The following is a 24,838-nucleotide window of genomic DNA, read 5'->3' on the forward strand; positions in this document are numbered from 1 at the left end:
ATTCGAGGGCAGGGCCGTTGTGTTGGGCAGACTGCATCGCACTAGTGTGCGCTGCGGATCACCTCACGCCATGGCGGTTCAGCGCTGAGCGAGTGTCGCCGATGCCGGGATTGCCTGGGAGGCGCGATCACGGCGTACGCGGATCACGAAGGCGATCACCAGGGCGAAGATGCCGAAGGCGACGGGGATGGCGGCGACCGAGATCAGGCTCAGGAGGGTCTTGTAGACATCGCCGCCCAGCCAGCTGACCACGACGGCCAGGGCGGCCATGGCGATGATCCAGAAGGCGCGTGAGCGTTTGACGGTCAGCATCTCGCACACCAGGCCCGCGGAGTCGGCGCTGGTGATGAAGAACAGCAGGATGTTGAGCGTCAGTATCACCGAGAGGATGCCGGTGGTATCGATGGTATCGATCAGCTTGAACACGTCATCGACGCCCAGGCTCAGACTGCCGAGACCGAACACCACGAACCACAGGCATGAGAACAGGGTCGGCACCAGCATCACGCCCAGTACCATGCCACGCAGGGTGCGGCCCTTGGAAATGCGGGCGATGAAGACGCCGGTGAAGATGAACCAGCCGTACCAGGCCGCCTCGAAGGCATACAGCCAGTCGGCCAGCCATGTTTTGCGCTCCGGATCGCCCAGGCCGATATCGGTGGCCATTGCGGGGTACTTGAGCAGGTATTCCGGCACCAGACGCACGAAGGTGGAGAGGATGTCGCCGGGGACGGTCAGCACCAGTACGCCGATCATCAGAATGATGGCGAACAGGGTGTTGTAGTTGCTCAGCCACTTGATACCGCGCTTGAGGCCAGAGGCGGAGGAGACGATGGCGCACATGGCCAGCACACAGATGATCAGGGTCGGGCTGAACTCGATGCCGACCAGCTTGACCAGCCCCTGCTGGATCGGGGTGGTCGCGTAGGTGAAGGACAGCGACAGGCCGATGACGGTGGAAACGACGAGGCTGACAAGGTTGAGCTTGCTCCACAGGCCATTGCCCAGCAGTTCTTCGGCGGGCTTTGCCATCTTCATGTTGTACATGGCATGCGCGAACAATGCACCGATGGCGAGATAGCCTGCCCAGGCAAGCAGGCCCCAGTGGTTGAAGGCGTTGAGCAGCGCCATGTCGGTGTTCTGACCGGCATCGGTATGGTACTTGGGCTCCAGCACGCCCCAGGTGAGCAGGCCGATGCCCATGCCGGTGGCGAACAGCATGCCCATCCAGCTCAGGGTGTGGAATTCCGGTTCGCCTTCACCGAAGCGCAGCTTGCCCAGCGGCGTGAAGCAGACCGCGACCATTACCAGCGAGATGGCGAAGGCCGGCCAGGTGAAGATGAAGCCGAGATTGCCGATCACCGAGGTTTTGACGGCGTCGAGGGCCGCGAGGAATCCCGTCGGGAAGAGGGCGGCGGCGCCGATCAGCAGCGTGATGACCGCGACGGTGGCGATCGAGGTCAGGTACTTGCCCTTGGCGGAGTCTGTGTCCCCCAGGCCGCAGACGGAATCCGTGATGGCCTCGGGCTGGCGGGAGGAGGAAGTGTCGGTCGTCATGAGAGCGCGATTCCTGAAGTTGTTGTTGTCGAACTGGCAAGCTGGCGGCAGCAATAAGTCGTCAAGCGAGGGCAGATAACGATGGCTGACTCCTGTGGGTGGCAAGGATCTCATAAGCCTATCCTGCCCTCTGGTGAATTTTTGGTTATTGGCGACCAGTATTTGCCATAACGCGACATTATGTATTTCGTGCAACGTCTGACGTGAAAGGCATGCCTCAAGACCCGCCGTTGCCTGCTGGCGCGACGGGCTCGGGTCGAGTGAGGGGCTTTGAGTGGGCTCAGGGGCCTGTGTGATTCCGGGCAGGTTTCCTGAACCTTTTCAGTGCGTTGCCGGATTCCTGATAGAGCGCCACCACAAGGCCCAGCGTCATTGCCACGATCACGAAGCTCATCGGCAGGGCGGCAGCCATCAGGATGGTCTGCAGCGCCTTGAGTCCGCCTGCCATCAGCAGCGTACCGGCCACCAGCCCGATGCAGATGCCCCAGAAGATACGATGGTGCGCCAGCGGTTCTTCATCGCCCAGCGACAGGATGGTCGTGACCACCAGAGTGCTGGAATCCGAGCTGGTCACGAACCAGCTGATCAACAGGAAGATCAGCAAAGACGACAGGATGACGCTCAGCACGCTGTTGCCCGCCAGGGCATCGGCGGTGGCGAACAGTGCTTCGGGCAGGTTCCAGTTGCGCACCAGCGTCATCAGCTCGCCGCTGCCGGCGCCCATGCTGGCCGTCAGCTCCTGATACAGGCCGGTACCACCGAACAGCGCCTGCCAGATGAAGATGATCAGCGGCGGGGCGATGAGCACGCCCAAGATGAATTCCCGCAGGGTACGGCCCTTGGAGATGCGGGCGATGAACAGTCCGATGAATGGCGCCCACGCCAACCACCAGGCCCAGTAGAAGATGGTCCAGCCTTCCTGCCAGCTGCTCTCGCCCGGGGTCTCGGCGACCCACAGCCCCATCGGCACCACATCGCGCAGATAGGCCAGCAACGTCTCGCCGAACAGCGAGGTCAGCCAAAGTGTCGGGCCACCGATCAGGAAGCTGCCGACCACGATGATCGACACGCCGATATTGAGTTCCGAGATATAGCGGATGCCGCGCTTGACCCCGGACACTGCCGAGGCGATGGAGATCGCGCTGATGGCGACGATCAACGCCAGCTGCGTGCCGATGCCGGCATCCAGGCCGGTGAGGCGATTGAGGCCCACCGCGATCTGGCTGACGCCCAGGCCCAGCGAGGTGGCGATACCGAACACGCAGCCCAGCACGCCCATGATATCGACGGCATGGCCGATCGGGCCGTAGATGCGATCACCGATCAGCGGATAGAGCGCTGAACGTAGCGCCAGCGGCAGTTTCTGGCGATAGGCGAAGTAGGCCAGCGTCATGCCGACCATGCCGTAGATCGCCCAACCATGCAGCCCCCAGTGGAAGAAGGCCACCTTGAGCGCCTCGATGGCGCGGGCGTGGTCCATGGCGGTCGCGCCGGCCAGATCTGCATGCGGATTGTTGGGGTAGCCGAAGCCACCGGAGTTGTCGAAATAGAACATCGGCTCCGCGACACCGAAGAACAGCACGCCGATCCCGACGCCAGCCGAGAGCAACATCGAGATCCAGGTGAAGCGCGAGAATTCCGGGGCACTGTCCTTGGGGCCAAGGCGCAGGCTGCCCCACGGCGAGCACACCAGTACCAGCGACAGGGCGATCATCGCGACCACCAGCACCAGGTAGTAGGTGCCGAAGGTATGTTCGATCCAGCTGCGCGCGGCACCGAAGATGGCGGCCGCTCCATCGGGAGAGAGACCGGCGCCGACGACGAATGCCAGCAACAGACCGGCCGAGGTCAGAGTCATGCCCTTGTGCATGCCCCTGAGCGGGCCGCTGGTTTCCACCTTGTTATGTGCTGTGAGGGCATTGCTCTGCGAAGGGCGTCGTGAGGGTTCACCGAGCGGATCATGGTCTGTCGCTGCCATGAGAAGACTCCTGAATTGTTGTAGTTGTTGTGTGAGCTGTCGTTCGAGCTGTCGTTCTGATTGCTGTTTGAGCTGTCGCTCCTGCTGCGGCCTGAGTGCCTGGAGGCCATGAGCGCGAAAGCGGTACGGGCAAGGCCAGTGGTTTAAGGGGGGGGGGCTCTCGATCAGGCCAATGCCGGGGGTGGCCAATATCGAGAGCGCAAAGTGCGTCATGCGTGCCAGGCTGGGCACTTTTGCTGTCAGTGTCCTGTCAGCAACGCAACCGGCTGTCAGGCCAGGGTTGCGCCATTTCAGACTAGTCAGGCGCGGTTCGTGGACGTTGGATGCAAGCGACACCTGCTTGCCACAACACGACGTCAAGAGCATGCAAAAGACGCCATAAATGACAATGCCCGCTCAGGTGTCGGCCTGAGCGGGCATTGGTGATGCTGTGGTCACACGCATGCAGAAAAATGCGGGCCAATGAGCCTGTGATTGCAGTGCAAGTGCCGAGAGCACCACGCTGTCTTCTCTTTGCTTGTGTTATGGAACCTTACATCACGAAATCACTGACAGATGGCCTAGCCCGCGTTGGTCTGGCTGACCGCTCGCGGCGTGGCTTGCGGGCCGGTCTTCGGCTGACGACGCGACTTGATCGCGCTGCGTGATTCATCGACCAGCGCAACCAGCAGGCCGAGCGTCATGGCGAGGATAACGAAGCTGACCGGCAGGGCAGCAGCCATCAGCACCGTCTGCAGCGCCTTGAGCCCGCCTGCCAACAGCAAGACCGCTGCGACAGAGCCGATGCAGACACCCCAGAAGATACGGTGACGCGGCAGCGGGTCTTCATCGCCCATCGACAGGATGGTGGTGATGACCAGGGTGCTGGAGTCGGAGCTGGTCACGAACCAGCTGATCAACAGGAAGATCAGCAGTGACGTCAGCACCATGCTGAGAATGTCATTGCTCACCAGCGCATCGGCGGTGGCGAACAGTGCCTCTGGCAGATTCCAGTCGCGAATCATGTCCATCAGCTGGCCGGTGCCCGAACCCATGGCTGCATTCAGCTCCTGATGCAGTGCGGTGCCGCCAAAGAGGGTCTGCCAGATGAAGATGATCAGCGGCGGGGCAATCAACACGCCGAGGATGAATTCACGCAGGGTGCGGCCCTTGGAGATGCGCGCGATGAACAGGCCGATGAACGGAGCCCATGCCAACCACCATGCCCAGTAGAAGATGGTCCAGGCATCCTGCCAGTCGCGCTCGACCGGTGTGCCCGCGACCCACAGGCCCATGGGGATGACGTCACGCACGTAGGAGACGACCGTCTCGCCGAACATGCTGATCAGCCACAGAGTCGGGCCACCGATCAAGAAGCTGCCGACCACAATGACGGACACGCCGACATTCAGCTCGGAAATGATGCGGATGCCGCGCTGGACGCCGGAGACCGCCGAGGCGATGGAGATGACGCTGATGATCGCGATCAGCACGACCTGGGTGCCGATACCCGAGTCGATACCGGTCAGGCGGTTGAGGCCGACGGCGATCTGACTGACGCCCAGCCCCAGCGAGGTGGCGATACCGAATACGCAGCCCAGTACCCCCATGATATCGACGGCATGGCCGATGGGGCCGTAGATACGGTCACCGATCAGCGGATAGAGCGCGGAGCGCAGTGCCAGCGGCAGATTGCGGCGATAGGCGAAGTAGGCCAGCGTCATGCCGACGATGACATAGACTGCCCAGCCATGCAGGCCCCAATGGAAGAAGGCCAGCTTGAGCGCGTCGACGGCGCGGGCGTGGTCCATCACCATATGGCCGGCGAGGTCAGCGTGCGGATTGTTCGGGTAGCCAAAGCCGCCGGAGTTGTCGAAGTAGAACATCGGCTCGGCGACGCCGAAGAACAGGATGCCGATCCCGACGCCTGCCGAGAGCAGCATCGAGACCCAGGTGAAGCGCGAGAATTCAGGGCGACTATCCGGCGCGCCCAGACGCAGCTTGCCCCAGGGGCACGAGGGCAATGCACAGGCCGATCAGGCCAACGATGGTCACCAAATAATAGGTGCCGAAGGTGGATTCGATCCAGGCGCGCGCGGCGCCGAACAGGCTGGAGGACAGCTCGGGAGCCAGGCCGGTGGCGAGAACGAAAAGCAGCAGCAGGCCGGCGGAGGTCAGGGTCATGCCCTTGTGCATGCCCTTGAGCGGGCCGGAAGTCTCGACGCGCAGGCTCAGGTCCGGCGAATGGTAGCGCTGAGAACCGACGACTGCCGCGGCGCTGTCATCAGAGGTGGTGTTTTCCGTGCTGGCGTTGTGAGTACTGGCATTGTCAGGTGAGGCGGGGCCAGGCTGAGGTGGGGTCACGCAATATCTCCTGTTCGAGCTGGTCGTAGGGCCAGCGTTCCCTGTCGCGGTCACGGCGGAATGACCGTTCATCTGTCGCGAAAAATTGTTGTCGATAAGGCAACGAGATGAAGACGTGAATGCTTGTCGAGACGTGCGGGAAGACGCTAACTCCCTCAAAGCATTACAATATATTATGTATGGAATTGATTTTGATGGCTACAGCTTCTGGAAAAGTGGCTGTGTCGCTAGAGCGTGTTCGTCATCGGTCTCATTCGGTCACGCAGACTCATTGGCAAGGGCAATCGCGCAGGGGCATCGCGGCTGCATGAGAGGCCTGAATCAGGCAATGATATTCTTGACGGGATACGACCTTTGCTTGCCTGAAGGCGACGGCTTTGATCGCCTGATGGGCGCTTTCGGGATACCATTCGGGCGGTGCAGGGTCGTAAGCGCCACCTGCACCTCGGACGCTTGCCCTCACGACGTCATTGACTCTGCTTGCGCTCAGCCGATGGGCAGGGCGGATTACCCCTTTCATTCTCTGGAGCCACTGCACGATGCGACTCGATTACATCGGCCCGCTACCGGAAACCATCGGTTTTCTCTTGCTCCCACGCTTCTCGATGATGGCGTTCTTCGCGGCCGTGGAGCCGCTGCGCATCGCCAATCGCATCAGTGGCAAGCCGCTGTTTCGCTGGCTGCTCATCAGTGAGGATGGCCAGCCGGTCACGTCTTCCAGTGGCATGACACTGGTCGCCGACCACAGCATTCTTGATATTCGCTCCCTGCCTTCCCTGGCGGTATGCAGTGGTTTCGAGCCCGAGGCGCACCTCAATCGCGCCTTGACGGGTTGGCTGCATCGTCTCGATGGAGGAGGCTGTGTGTTGGGTGGCCTGGATACCGGCTGTTTTCTGCTGGCGGCGGCAGGACTGCTGGATGGTGAGCGCGTCACGCTGCACTGGGAAAGCCTGCCGGCGTTTCGTGAGCGCTTCCCGACCATCAGTACCTCGGATGAGCTGTTCGAGCTGGGCGCGCGGCGCTTTTCCTGTGCCGGTGGGGCAGCCGCGATGGACATGGCACTGGATGTGATTGCCCGCCGGCACGGCACGGCGCTGGCGGTGGATGTCTCGGAGCAGCTGGTACACGACCGCATGCGCACGCGGACGGACCAGCAGCGCATGACGTTGGCGCGCCGCCTCGGCACCCACAAGCGCCAGCTGGTGGATGCGGTCGCCTTGATGGAGCAGAACCTGGACACCCCCTTGTCGCTGGAGGAACTGGCGAGACGCTGTCGCGTCTCGCTGCGCCAGTTGCAGCGCCTGTTCGAGCAGGAGCTGTCGACCTCGCCGCGGGCCTGGTACCTGCGGCTGCGCCTGGAGCGGGCGCGGCATCTGCTCAAGGAAACCGACCTCGATATTCTCTCGGTCGGACTGTCGAGCGGCTTTACCTCCAGCTCCAGCTTCTCGCGAGCCTACCGCAACCACTTCGGGCACTCTCCTCGCCAGACGCGCTGAGGCCTGGCTGGTCGCCATCGGCGTGATGACGCTGACGTTAATCGTGATGCAGTGGTGAGGCGGGCCTCTTGCATTATCAGGCTGCTCGCCCCCATTGCATGAGGATACCGTCAGTAAGCCCCAAGTAATGGAGCGCGTATGCAGTTCATGAAATATGCCAGGCAGTTGGCGCGGAACCCGCTGGGGATCATCGCGTTGTTCATCTCGTTGATCTATGGCTTCGCGAGTCTGCTGCTGAATTCGGCGGCCGAGACGCTGACGGTGGCGGAGCGTTGGCCGCTGATCGGTTTCATCGTGGTGTTTCCGTTGCTGGTGCTGGCGGTGTTCTATCGACTCGTGACCCATCATCACGGCAAGTTGTATGCGCCGGGGGATTACGACAAGGACCGGTCCTTCATGCGCACGCTATCGCCAGCCGAGCAGGAGCAGCGTCTGACTCGCGAGGTGCAGGAGTCACTGGGGGAGAGTGATTGGCAGCGGGGTGGGGCAGATGCCGACGCTCAGGTGTCAGCCGCAAATGAGGATAGCGGGCAGGCTGTCGACGATGCCGATGTCGCTCAGCTGTTGAGCCCGCAGGGTGGGGTCGATGAGAAGGTGCCGTTGTCCCGTGCCGAGCATCTGGATCATCATCGCCAGCAAATGGCCCAGTTGAAGGATGCGGTGCTGCGTCACATGCAAGAGTCCTCCACTGCGGGTGTTGGTGCGAGCGGCGGGATGACGCGGCATGTGCGTGTCGGCGAGACCGATGCCTGCTTTGATGCACTGCTCGAGGGGGATGGTGCTCCCTTCACGTTCATTGAAGTGAAGGTGCTCAAGCACTACGCCAGAGCGCAGACGGTGCTGCAAAGTCTGCTCTATGAAGCGCTGCTGGCGGACCGCACCCTGGACGCCAATTTCAGGCTGATCGTCGTGGTCGTGCTGGCGGACGATTCGTCTCAGGGCATGACGCGGGAGCGGCTGGAGCAAGAGTGGCATCAGCGCATCCGTCAGTGCCCGGTCGCCATCGAGCTGCGCTTTATGTCAGCGGCCAGTCTGAGAACGGAAGCGACGACTTGAGGCTCGAACGTTGCCGCCTGTCACGCAAACGCCCAGTCACGATGCTCGTGGCTGGGCGTTTGCGTAGCTGGGTATCCATATGTGCGCGGGAAGTCTGCGTCAGTCCAGGTCGCACAGGCGTCGATCGAGGGCTTCACAGAAGGCCCGCCAGGCGTGCTGCATCTCGGGGAGCGCGTGATGCGCATGTAGTGCGGCATGCACCATGCCGCGTGCGCAGCGATAACCGACATCGGCACCGCGCCAGCGCCAGACATCCAACGCTGCTTCCAGCGGTTGGGTCAGCGGATCATGCTCGGCGGCCAGCACTTCGATCTGGCGTGCCGGCGGTTGCTGGGAATGGGCCGGCGAGGGCGAGTAGCTGGCAGAGCGGTCGCCTTCGGCGACGGTCAGCCACATGCTGACCACTTCCTCACGGCCAAGCAGCGGGGCGTCCGAGCCCAAGGTGAACTCGTTCTCCTTTGCCAGTACGAAGACCGGGTCCATCGGCGGGTAGATCAGTCCCAGCACATAGCGTGTGGGCTTGTCGGGGGCCGGATGTTCCTGATGGTGGGCCGTCTCCATTTCCGCGCCGTGGGTGCCGAGGCTTTGCATGCGCGTGCCCTGCAGGCCGATGTTGGGCATCTCGGTATCGAGTCGGCGCGCCACATCCATCGCCAGTCGAGCGCCGGCGCTGTCACCGACGATGGCCACCGGTTCGACAGTGGCGGAGAGGTGCTCGATGGTCGCCAGACAATCCGCCAGTGCGTCACGATAGCTGGCTTCTGGCAGCAGGCGATAATCGACACTGACCACCTCACGCCCCAGCTGGGCGGCCAGACTGGAGGCGATGCCCTGATGGCTCTCCGGCGAGCCTATCTGCCAGGCCCCGCCGTGCAGAAACACCACCGGTGCCGGCAGGTTGCCATCCGCCTTGCGTGCCACCTCCGGGATGAAGTGGCGCAGGCGCAGCGGCGTCGCGCGGCCAGCGACCTCGACGTGATTCTCGTGGGTCGTGACGCCCTCCACGAGTGGCGCACCAAGTTGCTGGCACAGTTGTTCATAGCGCTTGCGGGCGTCTGCCAGCGGCATCTCTACCATTTCATCCATGCCACGTGCGAAGTCATTGATGAAGGTACGACAGGTGATGGGGGAAGGCGTCATGGTCATGAATCGGCTCTCGGCGGGTGTTCCAAGACAATAACACCCCGCCAGAAGACTGGCAGGGTGCGGGTTTCGACGCTGAATCAGCGACTTGTTATCCGAATCGGACACCGATTGTCACATGTCTCAGGCCGTCTTGCGGCGGATGGCGATACGACGACCGGCCGCCTTGGGCCAGTCATCGTTGTCTGCCGGCTGGGGCAGGGCGGCAATGCGCTCCGCGACCGCTTCCGGGCAGGGGGTGGGGCGACCGCCACTGATGCTCATCGCCATCAACATCTGCTCGCTGGTGGCGATCTCGCCGCCGGCGGCATCCGTCAGGGTGAACAGCACGTGCTGGCGCTTGGCGTCATGGTCCAGCAGCAGCACCTTGACCTTGAGCGTCTGGCCCTCGTGCGCTTCCGCCAGATAGCACAGATGCGTCTCCAGGGTGTAGATGGTCAGATCGTGCTCCTTGCGACCTTCCTCCCCCAGGCCCACGTGTTCCATCAGCGCCTCGACCGCCATCGAGAAGGCGCGCGCGTACTCGGCATCGTTCATGTGGCCGTTATAGTCGACCCACTCATGCGGCACCGTGATCTCGAGCAGGTCCATCAGATACGCCCCTCGAGGCCTTCGGCTTCCGGCCAGTACTTGCGCGTCAGGCTCAAGAGCTCGACCAGGAAGTCATCGCGACGACGGTCCAGCTCGGCGACCGGGCGGCCCGCTGCCTGGTATTCGCAGCCTTCCACGACCTTGTCGATCAGCTCGTCGGTCAGCTCCGGCGCTTCGAGTTTGGTCCACGGCAGTTTCAGTGCCGGGCCGAACTGCTCGAGCATGTGACGCATGCCCGGCTCGCCGCCTGCCAGGTGGAAGGTCAGGAAGGTGCCCATCAGCGACCAGCGCAGACCACAGCCATAGACGACGGCAGCGTCGATCTCTTCGGTGGTGGCGACGCCGTCGTTGACCAGGTGCAGGGCTTCACGCCACAGCGCTTCCATCAGGCGGTCAGCGATGTGACCTTCGATCTCGCGACGCACGATCAGGGGACGCATCGCCAGCTGCTGGTAGTCGTCACGGGCGCCTTCCAGCAGTGCCGGTGAGGTGTGCTCGCCACCGACCAGCTCGACTAGCGGCAGCAGATAGACCGGGTTGAAGGGGTGAGCGACGATGACGCGGCCCGGTGCCTTCTTGCAATCTTGTTGCAGATCAGTCGGCTTGAAGCCGGAGGTGGAAGAGCCGATCACGACGTGCTCTTCGGCCGCGGCGTCGATGGCGCTGAGGATTTCCTGCTTGAGTGGCAGACGTTCCGGCACGTTTTCCTGGATCAGGTCGGCGCCGACCACGGCTTCCTCGAGGGTCGCGGCGAAGCGCAGACGATCGACGGAGGCACCCTCTGCCAGGCCATCCTTTTCCAGCGCATGCCAGGCATTCGCGACGAAGGCGCGAGTGCGGGCTTCGGCGTCCGGTGCCGGGTCAAAGGCGACCACATCCCAGCCATTGGCTAGCGCACGCGAGATCCAGCCATTGCCGATGACACCGGTTCCTACGACAGACAACTGGCTCATGCGACACCTCCAGCGGTTTCGAGTGCGGCGATATCGCCAGCGGTCTTGCCGGTGGACGGATCACGCAGCTTGAGGAATTCACGCGTCTCGGCCGGGGTCATCACGCTGGAACCCAGGTTCTCGATGATGCCGGAGGACTTCTCGACCAGTTGCGCGTTGGTCGCCATCACACCCTTGGACAGATAGAGATTGTCTTCGAGACCGACGCGAGCGTGACCGCCCAGCAGCACGGCCTGTGCGACCATCGGCATCTGCATGCGGCCGATGCCGAAGGCAGCCCAGTTGGAGTTGGTCGGCAGCTTGTTCTTCATGGTCAGCATGGTTTCGGTGTCGGCTTCCGCGCCCCACGGGATGCCAAGGCACAGCTGGAAGAGCAGGTCGTCGTCGAGCAGACCTTCCTGCTGCAGCTGACGGGCGAACCAGACGTGGCCCAGATCGAAGCACTCGAGCTCCGGCTTGACGCCAGCGGCCTGCACCAGACGAGCGTGCTCGCGCAGCCAGTCAGCGGTGTTGATGTAGACCATGTCGCCGAAGTTCAGGCTGCCGCAGTCCAGGGTGCACAGTTCCGGCAGCAGTTCCTGGATCGGCGCGTGACGCTCGGCCGGGGTCTGGATGTCGGTGCCCGGGCCACCACGAGTCGGGTCGTTGACGTCCGGAATCCAGTCGCCGCCACCACCGGCGGTGATGTTCATGACGATGTCGGTGTCGGCGGAACGCACACGGTCCATGACTTCACGGAAGTGCTCGTTGGAGTGGCTGATGCCGCCGGTCTCCGGATCACGCACGTGAATGTGAGCCACGCTGGCACCGGCCTTGGCGGCCGCGATGCAGTCATCGGCGATCTGCTTCGGCGTCACCGGGACATTCGGGTTCTTGCTGGCGGTATCACCCGCGCCAGTGATGGCGCATGTCAGGATAGTCTTGCGATTCATCGTTGGGCCTCACGTGTCAGAACACTTGTCTGCGGTAAGTCGCAGCGGCCATGTCACCAGACGTCGACCTGCACGTCTCGGTCGCATCGCCTCTGCGCCTTTGTTGAACACAGTGTCGTGAAGTTGAGAGCTGCGAGATGATCAGAAGACGCCAGATACTTTGCGTTTTACGTCAACTTTGCTCAGGCCGGGCGCCAACCCGCCCTGATGGACGCGAATGCATCGGTTAGACGCCTCGCGCCTGAGCCTATCGGGCTGCGCCTTGAGGAGGCTTCGCGGTCTCAGGTACTGCCACCGACCCGTAGCGTGAATCCCAAATCGTGGCTCAGTTCTCCGACGGGTTCGCCATTGATGCGCGCCAGCAGCTTGCGCGCTGCCATGCGGCCGATCTGCTCCCGCGGTGAGACGATGGTGGTGAGGCGCGGCGTGACATGCTCTCCGATCGGCAGGCCATTGAAGCCGGCGATGGCGATGTCGTCCGGGACACGCACCCCAAGCCGCGCGGCGGCGAGGATGGCGCCACAGGCCATGTCATCGTTGGCGAAGTGGATGGCGTCGCAGTCAGGGAATGTCGCTTTGATACGCTCAAGCGCCTGAGCACCGCTGGTCATCTGTTGACGTACGGGCAGATCGAGCAAGGGGGCCTCCTCGATGCCGGCCGCCGCCAGCGCCTCACGATGCCCGGCATAGCGCATCGCCGCGCGATAGTCGCGATCAAGCTCGGCACCGGCGAAGTGGATCGAGCGGTACCCGCGTGCCAGCAGGTGCTCGGTCATGGCGCGTCCGGCAGCGATATGATCCATCCCCACGTTCAGATCCAACCCTTCCCCCAGCTCCATGATTTCCACTATCGGCTGATTCCAGTTCTCCAGTATCTGGCGCGTCGCATCGTCATGGCGCAGCCCCGTCACCACCAAGCCCGCAGCCGACCAGCCCAGAAAGGTACGGATCAGCTGGGTTTCCCGAGCCAGATCGTAATCCGTCTTGCCCAGCAGCAGCTGATAGCCGTGTGCCTCGAATTCCTCCTGCAGGCCCTTGATTACGTCGATGAACACCACGTTGGACAACGAGGGCACGATCACTGGAATCACGCGACTGGAGGCCGAGGCCAGGCTGCCGGCAATCATGTTGCGCACGTAGCCGACCTTCTCGATGGCCGCTTCGACCTTGATGCGCGTCGCTTCGCGCACGTTGTCGGGGCTATTGAAGTAGCGCGAGACGGTGATCGAGGAGACCCCGGCTTCCCGGGCCACGTCATTCAGGGTCGGCTGCATGGCGCCCTTGCGGCTGCGGCGGGGGGATGATGGTGGATTAGACATATGTCGCGTTTTCTCATTTGCCGCTTGTCGTGGCTTGGAGCCTAATCTATTAATGATGTTAGCGCTAACATGGTAGCGCTAACATTCAGTGAAGTGCTGATCGGTGTGCCGCCTGAGGTCGCCTTGATCATCACTTGCAACAGCTTCCGCGGGAGATGCGAGATGACAGCAGCAACGACTTCACCAGTGACCGGCCTTGTCGGCCTCGGCGCGATGGGAATGGGCAGTGCGCGCGCCATGCTGGAAGCAGGCTTGGACGTGATCGGCTGTGATATCTCGCCCGCCGCCTGTCAGGCCTTCGAAGCGGCGGGTGGCCGCGCCGTTGCCTCGCCGCTGGAACTGGCGGCCGAGTGTCAGGTGGTAGTGCTGGTCGTGGTGAATGCCGATCAGGTGGAGCAGGTGCTGTTCGGGGCGCAGGGTGAGGGCGGCCTGGCCGAGCGACTCGCGCCGGGTAGCTTGGTGATCCAGTGCGCCACCGTGGCGCCGAGCTTCGCGCGTGATCTCGAAACCCGCCTGAACGGCATGCAACTTGAGCTGCTCGACGCCCCGATCAGCGGCGGCGCCGTCAAGGCACGCAGTGGTGAGCTGTCCGTGATGTCCTCTGGCAGTGAAGCGGCTTACGTCAAGGCGGAACGCGTGCTGGCGGCGATGGCGGCCAATGTCTATCGGCTGGGCGACTGCGCCGGACCGGGCTCGAGCGTCAAGCTGGTCAATCAGCATCTCGCTGGCGTGCACATCGCGGCGGCGGCAGAAGCCATGGCGCTGGGCATGAGCATGGGGATCGACCCCGACACCCTGTATGACGTCATCACCCATTCCGCGGGCAATTCCTGGATGTTCGAGAATCGCGTGCCGCACATCCTCAAGGGCGATTACACGCCGCTGTCGGCCGTCGACATCTTCGTCAAGGACCTCAATATCGTGCACAGCACCGGCCGCGAGCTGAAGCTTGCCATGCCGGTGGCTGGCAGTGCCCTGCAGCAGTTCACCGCCGCCAGTGGGGCAGGCTTCGGGCGCGAGGATGACTCGGCCGTCATCAAGGTCTATCAGCGTCTCGGCAGCTTCAACCTGCCGGCCGCGAATGATGAAGGAGCGCAGTGATGCCGATCGTACTGGGCGGAATCGCCGATGACTTCACCGGCGCGACGGATCTTGCCAACAACCTGGTACGTGCCGGCATGCGCACCGTGCAGGTGATCGGGGTGCCCCAAGACGCGCTGCAGGAAGGGGCGGCGAACGGGCTGGACCTGACTGAGGTCGACGCCGTGGTGGTCGCGCTCAAGTCGCGCAGCTGCCCGGTGGATCAGGCGATCAGAGAATCCCTCGCGGCGCTTGAATGGCTGAAAGCCCAGGGCGCGCGCCAGCTGTTCTTCAAGTACTGCTCGACGTTCGATTCCACGCCCGAGGGCAACATCGGGCCGGTCGCCGATGCCTTGCTGGAGGCCTTGTCCGCCACGCAGACGGCTTTCGTACCGGCGTTCCCCATCAACGGGCGCAGTGTCTATCAAGGCCATCTGTTCGTCGGCGACCGCCTGCTCAATGACAGCGGCATGCAGCATCACCCCCTCAACCCGATGACCGATGCCGACATCGTGCGCGTGCTGTCACGCCAGACGCCCCATGGCGTGGGGCTGCTCGATCACGCCACTCTGCGCCGCGGCGCGCAGGCGGCCCGTCAGCGTCTGAACGAGCTTGCCCATCAAGACGTGCGTCATGTGGTCTGTGACAGCCTCGATGAGCAGGATCTCGAGGTGCTGGCCGAGTCATTGGTCGATCACGCGCTGGTCACCGGTGGCTCTGGCCTCGCGCAGGCCTTGCCTGCCCAGTACCGCCGCAAGAACTGGCTTGAGCCGATCGATGATGCGGCGGTGCTGGCCCCGGCGCAGGGCGCCGCGATGGTGCTGTCCGGCAGTTGTTCTCGCATGACGCTCAAGCAGGTGGCGCACTTCACGCAGCAGCATGCTGCCTTCGCGCTGGACCCCGTCAAGCTCAACGCGAGCGATGCCCACTTCGAAGCGGCGCTGGGCTTCGCCCGTGAGCAACTGGCGGCGACGGACCCCAAGCCATTTCTGATCTACGCCTCGGCCCAACCGGAGAGCGTCAAGGCGGCGCAGGCGTCACTGGGCGTCCAGCAGGCCGGTGAGCTCATCGAGTGCGCCCTGGCCAGTCTGGCCCGCACCCTGGTCGCGGAAGGCGTCGGGCGCCTGCTGGTGGCGGGGGGGGAGACCTCCGGCGCGGTAGTCTCGGCACTCGACATCCGTGAGCTGCGTATCGGCGGTCAGATCGACCCCGGCGTGCCCTGGACACAGGCACCGCACCCGGCCGCCGGCCCCTCGCAGCCGGAGGCGATGCTCTCGCTGACACTCAAGTCCGGCAACTTCGGGGGGGAAGACTTCTTTACCCGTGCATTCGATGTCCTCGATGCCATGAATCCTCGCGAGGAGAACGCATGAGTCAGTCACAGCACGACATCAACGTGTTGCGTGAGCAGATCGCCACCTACGGCAAGTCACTGTTCGACCGCGGCCTGACCATGGGGTCCAGCGGCAACATTAGCCAGCGGCTGGACGATGGTGGCTGGTTGATGACGCCGACCAATGCCTGTCTGGGGCGCCTGGACCCGGCGCGCATCTCGCGCCTCGATGCCCAGGGCGTATTGATCGATGGCGACGCGCCGACCAAGGAGCATTTCCTGCATCGCGCCATGTATGACGAGCGCCCGCAGTCGGGTGCCATCGTTCACCTGCATTCGACCCACTCGGTGGCGGTGTCCTGCCTGCCGGACGTGAATCCCTGCGAGTGCATTCCTCCGCTGACGGCTTATTACGTGATGCGGGTCGGCAAGCTGCCGCTGGTGCCTTACTACATGCCGGGCGACCCCGCGCTGGGCGATGCCGTGCGTGGTCTGGCCGGCAAGCACTGCGCCGTGTTGCTGGCCAATCATGGCCCGGTGGTGGCCGGCAAGACCCTGGAAGCGGCGGTCTATGCCACGGAAGAGCTTGAGGAAACCGCCAAGCTGTTCCTGCTGCTGCAGGGCAAGAACCCTCGTGGGATGACCCCGGAACAGGTGGCGGAACTCGAAGCCAAGTTCGGGCGCCCCTGAGTGATGACATCTTCGTCTGTGAAACCCAAGGATCTGACATGACCCGATTGGCCGCCAATCTCAGCATGCTGTTCACCGAGCATGACTTTCTCGATCGCTTCGCGGCTGCGGCCGAAAGCGGTTTTCGCGGGGTCGAATATCTCTTCCCCTATGCCTATTCACCGGAAGCATTGCGCGCGAGGCTTGATGAGCACCAGCTGTCGCAGGTGCTGTTCAACCTACCGCCGGGCGACTGGGAGGCCGGTGAGCGTGGCCTGACCTGCCTGCCGGGGCGCGAGGAGGAGTTTCGGGCCTCGGTGGCAGAGGCGATCCGCTATGCCCAAGCGCTGGATTGTCCGCGCGTGCATGCCATGGCGGGCCTGGTGCCGCAGAGCGCGGATGAGGCCATGCGCGCGCGCTGCACCGAGACCTATATCAGCAACTTGCGTTACGCCGCTGCCGAGCTTGAGAAGGCCGGCAAGACACTGCTGATCGAGCCGATCAACCCGCGCGACATGCCCGACTTCTATCTGAGCGGCCAGGCGCAGGCACGCGAGATTCTCGCCCAGGTCGGCGCCGCCAACCTCAAGGTGCAGTTCGATCTCTATCACTGCCAGATCGTCGAGGGCGATCTGATCCGCAACCTGGAAGCGCAGTTCGCGCATATGGGCCATGTGCAGATCGCCGGCGTGCCGGACCGTCACGAGCCGGATGTCGGGGAAGTGCATTATCCGGCGCTGTTCGACCGGCTGGAGAGTCTGGGTTACGACGGCTGGATCGGCTGTGAATATCGTCCGCGGGGTGAGACGCGCGCAGGCCTCGGCTGGGGTCGCGCCTTCGGGCTTAACGACGGCCAGTCCGGCACCACCTGATCACGACCCGACCCAAGACAGCAGAAACACCAATAACGACAACACGCCATGAGCCGTCATGCCAGGCGGCGAGCAAGGAGTCCACACGATGCACGTCATGATTACCGGAGCCGCCGGATTTCTCGGTCAGCGCCTGACCGAGGCCTTGATCGACAAGGGCAGCCTGAAGGGGCAGCCATTGTCGCGCTTGACCCTGCTGGATCAGATCGAGGCGCCACGTCCCGAGGCGGCGTCATGTCTGGCAGTCGAACCGGCCACCTCGCTGGATATCGAGATCGTGGCAGGCGATATCGCCGATGCCGAGGTGCTTGATCGCTGCCTGGCGGGCGAGCCGCAGGTGATCTATCACCTGGCAGCCGTGGTCAGCTCGGCGGCCGAGGCGGACCTGGCGCTTGGCATGCGCGTCAACTTCGACGCGACTCGCCTGCTGCTGGAAGGCTGCGCGGCGCGTGGATTGAGCGGCACCCGGCTGGTGATGGCCAGTTCGGTCGCCGCCTACGGAGGCGATCTTCCCGAGACACTGAGCGACATGACCGCACTGGTGCCGCAGAACTCCTACGGCACCCAGAAGGCGATGTCGGAACTGCTGATCAATGACTACAGCCGTCGCGGGCTGGTGGATGGCTGCGTGCTGCGTCTGCCCACCATCATTGTGCGCCCGGGGCGTCCCAATGCGGCAGCCTCGAGCTTCGCCTCCTCCATCCTGCGCGAACCGCTCAATGGCGAAGCCGCCATCTGCCCGGTACCGAGCGAACTCGAGATGTTCGTGATGTCGCCCCGTCGGGTGGTCGCGGCCCTGCTCAAGGGCGCGGAGGTGGCGAGCGCGAACTTCGGCCTCTCGCGCTGCTTCATGCTGCCGGGCATCACCGTCAGCGTCGCGTCAATGCTCGCGGCGCTCAAGGATATCGCCGGCGAGCAGGCGCTGGCACTCGTCAAGCATGAGCCTGACCCGCGTATCACCGCCATCGTCGGCAGCTGGCCGGCGCGGTTTGACACCCGCAAGGCACGTTCGCTGGGCTTCGTCGGCGATGCCGACCTGCACGAGATTCTCAATGCGTATCGCGACGAGAGTGCTATCGCCTAGCCAGCGTATGGGCATCTCATCCAGGACAAGCTCGCCAGACACCTTTGCCAGACCTGCTCGTCACAGCAGTACGTCAATAACAACGATCGGCGTCATGCCAGCCGGCAGCGCCGACACCGCATACCTTGCGCCATACAATAACAAACTACAGGAGTAGCACCCCATGACAGACGCCGCCGTCGCGGGGCCACAGGTCATCATCGGCCTGGGCATCGCCATCTTCGTCATGATCTATCTGGTGTTGAAAACCCGCGTGCATGCCTTGCTGGCCTTGATCATCGCCGCCTCGCTGGCGGGGTTGATCGGCGGCATGCCGCCCAATGAGGTCATCAGTGCCATCACCACTGGTTTCGGCAAGACGCTTTCCACCATCGGCCTCGTGATCGGCTTCGGCGTGATGATGGGGCGTATCCTGGAGGTGACCGGTGCCGGGCAGCGCATGGCCTACGCCATCCTCAATCTGTTGGGCAAGAACAAGGAAGAGGCCGCGATGGCGCTGACGGGCTATATCGTCTCCATCCCGATCTTCTGTGATTCGGCCTACGTCATCCTCAACCCGCTGGTGCGCTCACTGGCGCGCAACAGCGGGCGTTCGGTGATCGGTCTGGGCATCGCGCTGGCGGCCGGCTTGATCATCACCCACTCAAGTGTGCCACCGACCCCGGGCCCGCTGGGCGTGGCCGGTATCTTCGGTGTCGACATCGGTCTGATGATCGGCTGGGGCCTGGTCATTACCGCGCCGGCGCTGATTGCACTGGTGATCTATGCCCGCCTGATGGGGCCGCGTATCGAGGCGATGCTGGAAGCCCAGCCGGGTGGTTTCGAAGGTAGCGTCAAGCATGACACCAACAGCATGATGCCTGAATCGCAGCTGCCTTCCCTGCTGATGTCCTGCATGCCGATCGGCCTGCCCATCGCGCTGATCTTCCTCAATACGCTGGTCAGCGCCGTGATGGGCGATACCAGCAACGCGTTTACCAGCACCATCGCCTTCGTCGGCAACCCGGTGATCGCTGTGGGCATCGGGGTGCTGGTCGCCATCTATGGTCTGATGCCGAAGACCCCCAAGCAGGAAGTGTTCGATCATCTGGAAAAGGGTGTCGAGACGGCGGGTATCATCCTGCTGGTCACCGGTGCCGGTGGTGCGCTGGGCTCGGTACTGCGTGCCAGTGGCGGCGGCGATTACATCGCCATGCAGGTGGCAGCGCTGGGGCTTCAGCCGCTGTTGGTTCCGTTCATCATCGCCACCTTGGTGCGCTTCATCCAGGGGAGTGGCACGGTGTCGATGATTACCGCGGGCTCGATCTCCGCACCTATCCTGATGGGCATGCCGGACGTCAACATGGTGCTGGCCGCGCAGGCCGCCTGTATCGGCGCGATGTTCTTCAGCTACTTCAATGACAGCTATTTCTGGGTCGTCAACCGCATGCTCGGCGTAAAGAGCACCAAGCATCAGATGCTAGTGCTGACATTGCCGACGACACTCGCTTGGGCCATTTCCATCATTACCTTGTTGCTGCTCAACGCCATCATCGGTTGAGCCAGTTAGCGCAGTCAGCTGTATCTAGAACACCGGGCCTCATCGAGGCCCGGTGTTTTCGTTGATTTTTCGTTCATCAGCGGGGTATCAACACGGACCTGAGGCGTTTGTCATTTCCGTAAGCGTGCTTTCAACATCTGTGCATGTGATAAAGAAAGCAGGACGATTGAAGGGAAATCAGACATGCCTTCACGAATGGCAATATTGGAGCAACACCTGAGTGCCACGACCCCTGCGAAGCTGAGCTTTGCCCCTGAACTCGAGAGAGACTTTGAGCAGTTCGAGCATCGTCGGCGGGTAAGCCGTGCCGTAATGGGTTGCTGGAGCCTGATCATCTTTCAGCTGATGTTCGTGCTCTATGACACCTTCTATGCGCCGATCGCGATGCCGGTGACAGAGAATCTCGCCGTGATGCTGCGCCTGTATGTCTGCATCGCACTCGCGATACTCGGGCTGGTCCTCAAGAGCGAGGTCTGTCGTTCCGTCGGGCGCGAGGCGCTGCTGGTCGCGACCCTGTGGGGCGTGATCGGCCTGGCGGCGTGGCTGGCGGTGCGCGAGAATCACCTGCGCTGCTTCCTCGAACTCTATGCGCTGGGCGTGGTGCCACTGGTCGGTATCGTCCTGATGCAGATTCGTTTCGTCTCGGCTCTGGTGCTGTCGGCAGGGGGGATGGCCATCGTGATGAGCGTAGCGCTGAGTGTCGCGATGCCCTATGCCCACATGGACTTCGCGATCGCCTTCGTTTTCATGGCGTTCTGCCTGTTTTCGCTGGTTGCCAGCTTTCGCATAGAGTTCTCGGCCCGCCATGCCTACCTGATGACCTCCATCGATCAACTGCGTCTGCAGGATGTCGAGTCGCGCAATGCCGAGCTGCAGGAAATGGCCTGTCTCGACCCGCTTACCCAGCTCTACAATCGCCGCCATCTGATCGAGGTGCTCAAGCAGCACCATGGCTACGCTCAGCAGGCGAAGAACGGCGTGTCAGCGTCCCATCCGGCGCCACCATTGCCGTGTCTGGCGCTGATGATGATGGATGTCGATCACTTCAAGGCTTTAAATGATCACTACGGGCATGTGGCGGGCGACAACTGCCTGTATCAGATCGCCCAGGCCTTGCAGGAAACACTGGACAGGGAAAAAGGTACTGACATCGCCGGTGCTCTCGAGGGGGAAGAGGCTGCGTTGGCCAGCGTCGTCCGCTTTGGTGGCGAGGAATTTACCGCCCTGGTGTCCGTGCGGGATCTCGAGCATGCGCGCAGTCTGGCCGAGGCGATGCGCTATGCCATCAAGTCGCTCAAGCTGCCTCACCGCGAGTCGGAACTCGGCGTCGTCACCCTGAGTGTGGGGCTTTGCGTCATCCCCCTGTCGCGCCTGCTCGAGGGCGAGGGGATGGAGGATGAGATGACGTGCGACATGGCGGTCGAAACGCTCCTCGATCGCTGGGTGGATCAAGCCGACAAGGGGCTCTATCGTGCCAAGCGACATGGCCGCAACCGTACCTGCGTGCAACGTGGCAACGGCAATGGCACGGCGCGCGCCCGGGCCAGTGATGACCTGCGTGATGAACTGCGTGATGGTCCTCACGATGGCTTTGGCGTTGAGCGGCAGGCTGCGCAGCAGGGTGAGCAGAAGCGTGAGCTGCCAGATCACAGGCCGCCGGCGGGCGGAGCAGGTCTGTCATGAGAAGTCACAGGCGACTCCCCGCGGCCAGAGAGGCGATGATTCCAGAGACGGTGGCTGCCGAGCGCGGTGTCGTCGAGGGGCTGATCGACGGTCGCGGCGCGTCACGCTGGCGGCTCATGTTCCCTGACGCCCTCGAGACCCGGTATGTGGAAGAGACGCGCGTCTCGCACACGCGCGGCTTGTTGTATTCGGGCATCTTCGCCTTCGTGATGTATGCCACCTTCCTGATCAGTGACGCCATTCATCGCAGTGAGGATCTGGCACTGGCCGCCATGCTGCGGCTGGGCTGTGTCTGCGTGGTGGCCATGCTGGTGCTGCCTCTTGTGCAGCGGGTGACTTCCATGCGGCTCAAGGAATGGCTGATGACCGCGCTGGTGATCAACACCATGCTGGTCAGCGCCATCCTGTTGCAGCTCTCGCGCACCGAGCTTTCACATGTCGATACGTTGTTGTTCGGCTTCTTTCCGATGGTCGGCAACATTCTCTTTCGGCTGCGCTTTCCCCAGGCACTGACAGCGTCGCTGACCTGCACCTTCATCATGGCCGGGGTGATCGCGTTGGAACCTGCCGGCCAGGAGGGGCTGGAGCTGCTGGCGATGGTGATCTTCGTCAGCACCACGGGGCTCTCGTTATTGGCCAACCATCAGCTCGAGCACAACCAGCGTCAGGTGTGGTTGCTGCGCCAGCGTGAGCGACTGTTGCTGGAGGAGAAGCGCGCTGCCGGTCAACGTCTTACCCGTGAGGCCAACTGCGATGCGCTGACGGGTGTCTTCAACCGGCGCCATCTCGAGCGGGATCTGGCCCAGCGCTGGGAGGGTCTGACCCGTGAGGACGGGCTGGCGATCCTGATGGTGGATGTCGATCACTTCAAGACCTACAACGACCATCATGGCCATGTGGAGGGAGATCACTGCCTGCAACAGGTGGCCAGTGCGCTCCAGGCCGCCATCGGCCCGCAACCGGGCATGGTGGTGCGCTATGGCGGCGAGGAATTCTTGGTTCTGCTGGAGTCAGTGACCGAGCGACAATTGCGTGCCTGCGCCGAACGAATCCGCCGCAAGGTACGTGCGCTCAAGATGATCCACCCCGACAGCGCGGTGGCGAAAGTGCTGACCGTCAGCGTTGGGGCGGTGAGCTACAAGGCCGAGCAGCACACCAATCTGACCGATCTGGTGCGTGCGGCGGACGCGGCGCTCTATGACGCCAAGCATCAGGGGCGCGACTGCTGTGTCGTACGGTGAGTTCCTGACGCGAAGGGGCAGAGCAACAAGTAAAAGGGAAGAGGGAAGAGGTGGAGGCAATCAGGCGCGTTCTCGAAAGGGGGCGCGCCTTGTTCTTATGCAGGCATCAGGGAGCATATTCCTCGCTGGCTCAAAGTAAGCAGCACGACAGGAATCGACGTAATCCATCACAGACTGCCCTTGTCATTGGTCATATTTCAGGCTCGAGGTAGGGTTATCTTGATGTATGTCAATAAAGATGGATGTGCGGCGAAATATAGATGGCAAGCCTGAGCATGCCGAGTGGAAAATACGTGGATGCTGTCGTGCAATATGGCGGGCCTGATCGATCACAACATGGCGATTGAGCGAATGACTGGGCCTGCGGCAAAGCGTCATCGTGCACGATAGCCTGGTGTTTTCTATGCTCTTTGGGTCAGCTGGTAGAAAGATGACTACCATGATCGATGGAGTTTGGTGGTATGCCTTGTCGTCACGAGCCTGACCGTGATATCGCTGCGACTGTGCGTCCCACAACGGGATGAACAGAGAGCAACCCCTGGAGTCCTGAGGAGTCGCCCATGGAACTGGATCCCGTGATCCTTTCACGCATACAGTTCGGATTTGTCGTGTCCTTTCATGCCGTCTTTCCGGTGTTCACCATCGGTCTGGCATCCTATGTGGCCTTGTTGCATGGCCTTTTCTACAAGACAGGCAATGCCGCCTGGGAGCGCCTTGCGGCGTTCTGGGTGAAGGTATTCGCCGTGGTCTTCGCGATGGGTGTGGTTTCCGGCATCGTGATGGCTTTCCAGTTCGGCACCAACTGGAGCAACTTCAGTTATGCCACCTCCAATTTCATCGGACCGATGCTCAGCTATGAGGTAGTGACCGCCTTCTTCCTCGAAGCGGGCTTCCTCGGCGTGCTGCTGTTCGGGCGTGGCAAGGTGCCGGAAGGCGTCCACCTGTTCGCGGCGCTGATGGTGTCGTTGGGCACCTTCATCTCATCCTTCTGGATCCTGTCCTCCAACAGCTGGATGCAGACACCGGCGGGCGTGGATTTCGTCGATGGTCACTTCTTCGTGAATGACTGGAGCGCGGCCATCTTCAATGCCTCCTTCCCGTATCGCTTCACGCACATGGCGATCGCCTCGTTCCTGACCGGCGGCTTCGTGGTGGCCGGGGTGAGCGCCTGGTATCTGCTGATCGGGCGCGATGTCGAGGCCAACAAGCGCGCGCTGTCGATGTGCATGTGGCTGCTGCTGGTACTGGCACCGGCGCAGGCAGTGGTGGGTGACATGCACGGCATCAACACGCTGGAGCATCAGCCGACCAAGGTCGCGGCGATGGAAGGCAACTGGGAAACCCAGTCGGGCGCGCCCTTGCTGCTGTTCGCTTGGCCGGACAAGGAAGCCCAGATGAACCACTTCGAGATCGCGATCCCGAAGCTGGCCAGCCTGATCCTGACCCATGATCCCGATGGCGTGGTGCCAGGCCTCAAGGAGGTCGAGCCCGACATGCAGCCGCCGGTGTGGTTCGTGTTCTGGTCGTTCCGCGTGATGGTGGCGATGGGGCTGGTGATGATCGCGGTGGCGTTCATCGGCCTGTTCCTGCGTCGCGATGGCAAGCTCTATCGCTCGCGCCCCTTCCTGCAGACGCTGCGTTTGATGTCGATCGCGCCATTCTTCGCCGTGCTGGCCGGCTGGTTCGTCACCGAGGCCGGGCGCTCTCCGTGGCTGGTCTACGAGATGATGACCCAGCAGGAGGCCGTAACGCCGTCATTGACCGGCTGGATGGTGCTTGCCACCCTGATCGGCTACTTCCTGGTCTATCTGGTGGTCTTCGTGACCGGCAGCTACTACCTGACGCGCGTCATCCGTGGCGGCATGCAGCCTGAGCTGCCGCATGACGATGTCGAAACCGCGATGCGCCCGCTGTCCGCCGCGCATGAGAGTCTCGATGATGATGCCAGCCGTACGGTAAGGAGTTGAG

The 24,838-nt window shown here is 62.7% G+C and carries 20 protein-coding genes; 11 read left to right on the plus strand and 9 right to left on the minus strand.

From position 1 onward, the window contains the following. Window positions 1–78 precede the first annotated feature (78 nt). The 4 genes from QQF40_RS08005 to QQF40_RS17100 all read right to left on the minus strand — a co-directional run bounded on the left by QQF40_RS08005 (window position 79) and on the right by QQF40_RS17100 (window position 5,878). Window positions 79–1,557 carry a BCCT family transporter gene (locus QQF40_RS08005; protein WP_285460988.1) on the minus strand — a complete coding sequence of 493 codons (1,479 nt, stop codon included), beginning with the start codon at window positions 1,555–1,557 and terminating at the stop codon, window positions 79–81. A 280-nt stretch (window positions 1,558–1,837) separates the two neighbouring features. After that, a complete protein-coding gene (locus QQF40_RS08010; RefSeq protein ID WP_285460989.1) occupies window positions 1,838–3,535 on the minus strand; it encodes a BCCT family transporter in 1,698 nt (565 codons plus the stop codon). 560 nt (window positions 3,536–4,095) lie between these two features. Further along, window positions 4,096–5,538: a BCCT family transporter gene (locus tag QQF40_RS08015; RefSeq protein ID WP_352230725.1), complete on the minus strand. Its 1,443-nt coding sequence runs from the start codon at window positions 5,536–5,538 to the stop codon at window positions 4,096–4,098. After that, window positions 5,492–5,878 (minus strand): hypothetical protein, encoded by a 387-nt coding sequence (locus QQF40_RS17100; protein ID WP_352230726.1) that lies wholly within the window; start codon window positions 5,876–5,878, stop codon window positions 5,492–5,494. The genes QQF40_RS08015 and QQF40_RS17100 overlap by 47 nt, the downstream gene beginning before the upstream one ends. A gap of 539 nt (window positions 5,879–6,417) precedes the next feature. On the opposite strand from QQF40_RS17100, the gene QQF40_RS08020 reads away from it, so the two are divergent. Beyond that, the gene (locus QQF40_RS08020; protein ID WP_285460990.1) at window positions 6,418–7,374 is read left to right on the plus strand and encodes a GlxA family transcriptional regulator; all 957 of its coding nucleotides are present in this window, start codon (window positions 6,418–6,420) and stop codon (window positions 7,372–7,374) included. A gap of 138 nt (window positions 7,375–7,512) precedes the next feature. After that, window positions 7,513–8,430 (plus strand): hypothetical protein, encoded by a 918-nt coding sequence (locus QQF40_RS08025; RefSeq protein ID WP_285460991.1) that lies wholly within the window; start codon window positions 7,513–7,515, stop codon window positions 8,428–8,430. A 99-nt stretch (window positions 8,431–8,529) separates the two neighbouring features. On the opposite strand, the gene QQF40_RS08030 is transcribed toward QQF40_RS08025, so the two are convergent. The 5 genes from QQF40_RS08030 to QQF40_RS08050 all read right to left on the minus strand — a co-directional run bounded on the left by QQF40_RS08030 (window position 8,530) and on the right by QQF40_RS08050 (window position 13,368). After that, on the minus strand, window positions 8,530–9,576 hold the full coding sequence (locus QQF40_RS08030; RefSeq protein ID WP_285460992.1) for an alpha/beta hydrolase: 1,047 nt from the start codon (window positions 9,574–9,576) through the stop codon (window positions 8,530–8,532). Window positions 9,577–9,696: 120 nt separating this feature from the next. Next, on the minus strand, window positions 9,697–10,164 hold the full coding sequence (locus QQF40_RS08035) for a thioesterase family protein (RefSeq protein WP_285460993.1): 468 nt from the start codon (window positions 10,162–10,164) through the stop codon (window positions 9,697–9,699). Continuing rightward, entirely contained in the window at window positions 10,164–11,117 is a 954-nt protein-coding gene (locus QQF40_RS08040; RefSeq protein ID WP_285460994.1) for an L-carnitine dehydrogenase, read from the minus strand. The genes QQF40_RS08035 and QQF40_RS08040 overlap by 1 nt, the downstream gene beginning before the upstream one ends. Then, window positions 11,114–12,049 (minus strand): beta-keto acid cleavage family enzyme, encoded by a 936-nt coding sequence (locus tag QQF40_RS08045; protein WP_285460995.1) that lies wholly within the window; start codon window positions 12,047–12,049, stop codon window positions 11,114–11,116. The genes QQF40_RS08040 and QQF40_RS08045 overlap by 4 nt, the downstream gene beginning before the upstream one ends. A gap of 281 nt (window positions 12,050–12,330) precedes the next feature. Next, window positions 12,331–13,368: a LacI family DNA-binding transcriptional regulator gene (locus QQF40_RS08050; RefSeq protein WP_285460996.1), complete on the minus strand. Its 1,038-nt coding sequence runs from the start codon at window positions 13,366–13,368 to the stop codon at window positions 12,331–12,333. Between the two features lie 162 nt (window positions 13,369–13,530). On the opposite strand from QQF40_RS08050, the gene ltnD reads away from it, so the two are divergent. From ltnD to QQF40_RS08095, 9 genes are all read left to right on the plus strand, one after another. Further along, window positions 13,531–14,469, plus strand: a complete 939-nt coding sequence (ltnD, locus tag QQF40_RS08055; protein ID WP_285460997.1) for an L-threonate dehydrogenase — start codon at window positions 13,531–13,533, stop codon at window positions 14,467–14,469. Beyond that, window positions 14,469–15,821, plus strand: coding sequence for a 3-oxo-tetronate kinase (otnK, locus tag QQF40_RS08060; RefSeq protein WP_285460998.1), 1,353 nt, complete (start codon window positions 14,469–14,471; stop codon window positions 15,819–15,821). The genes ltnD and otnK overlap by 1 nt, the downstream gene beginning before the upstream one ends. Next, window positions 15,818–16,471 (plus strand): 3-oxo-tetronate 4-phosphate decarboxylase, encoded by a 654-nt coding sequence (otnC, locus tag QQF40_RS08065; protein ID WP_043336237.1) that lies wholly within the window; start codon window positions 15,818–15,820, stop codon window positions 16,469–16,471. The genes otnK and otnC overlap by 4 nt, the downstream gene beginning before the upstream one ends. A gap of 38 nt (window positions 16,472–16,509) precedes the next feature. After that, window positions 16,510–17,322 (plus strand): 2-oxo-tetronate isomerase, encoded by an 813-nt coding sequence (gene otnI / locus QQF40_RS08070; RefSeq protein WP_285460999.1) that lies wholly within the window; start codon window positions 16,510–16,512, stop codon window positions 17,320–17,322. A gap of 88 nt (window positions 17,323–17,410) precedes the next feature. Beyond that, the gene (gene denD, locus QQF40_RS08075; protein WP_285461000.1) at window positions 17,411–18,406 is read left to right on the plus strand and encodes a D-erythronate dehydrogenase; all 996 of its coding nucleotides are present in this window, start codon (window positions 17,411–17,413) and stop codon (window positions 18,404–18,406) included. Window positions 18,407–18,569: 163 nt separating this feature from the next. After that, the gene (locus QQF40_RS08080; RefSeq protein ID WP_285461001.1) at window positions 18,570–19,946 is read left to right on the plus strand and encodes a GntP family permease; all 1,377 of its coding nucleotides are present in this window, start codon (window positions 18,570–18,572) and stop codon (window positions 19,944–19,946) included. 183 nt (window positions 19,947–20,129) lie between these two features. After that, complete coding sequence (locus tag QQF40_RS08085; protein ID WP_285461002.1) at window positions 20,130–21,629, plus strand: GGDEF domain-containing protein; 1,500 nt, start codon at window positions 20,130–20,132, stop codon at window positions 21,627–21,629. Between the two features lie 35 nt (window positions 21,630–21,664). Beyond that, a complete protein-coding gene (locus QQF40_RS08090; RefSeq protein WP_285461003.1) occupies window positions 21,665–22,870 on the plus strand; it encodes a GGDEF domain-containing protein in 1,206 nt (401 codons plus the stop codon). A 560-nt stretch (window positions 22,871–23,430) separates the two neighbouring features. Continuing rightward, on the plus strand, window positions 23,431–24,837 hold the full coding sequence (locus tag QQF40_RS08095; RefSeq protein WP_285461004.1) for a cytochrome ubiquinol oxidase subunit I: 1,407 nt from the start codon (window positions 23,431–23,433) through the stop codon (window positions 24,835–24,837). Window position 24,838 lies beyond the last annotated feature (1 nt).

Source organism: Cobetia sp. LC6 (assembly GCF_030264805.1).
Lineage (GTDB): Bacteria > Pseudomonadota > Gammaproteobacteria > Pseudomonadales > Halomonadaceae > Cobetia.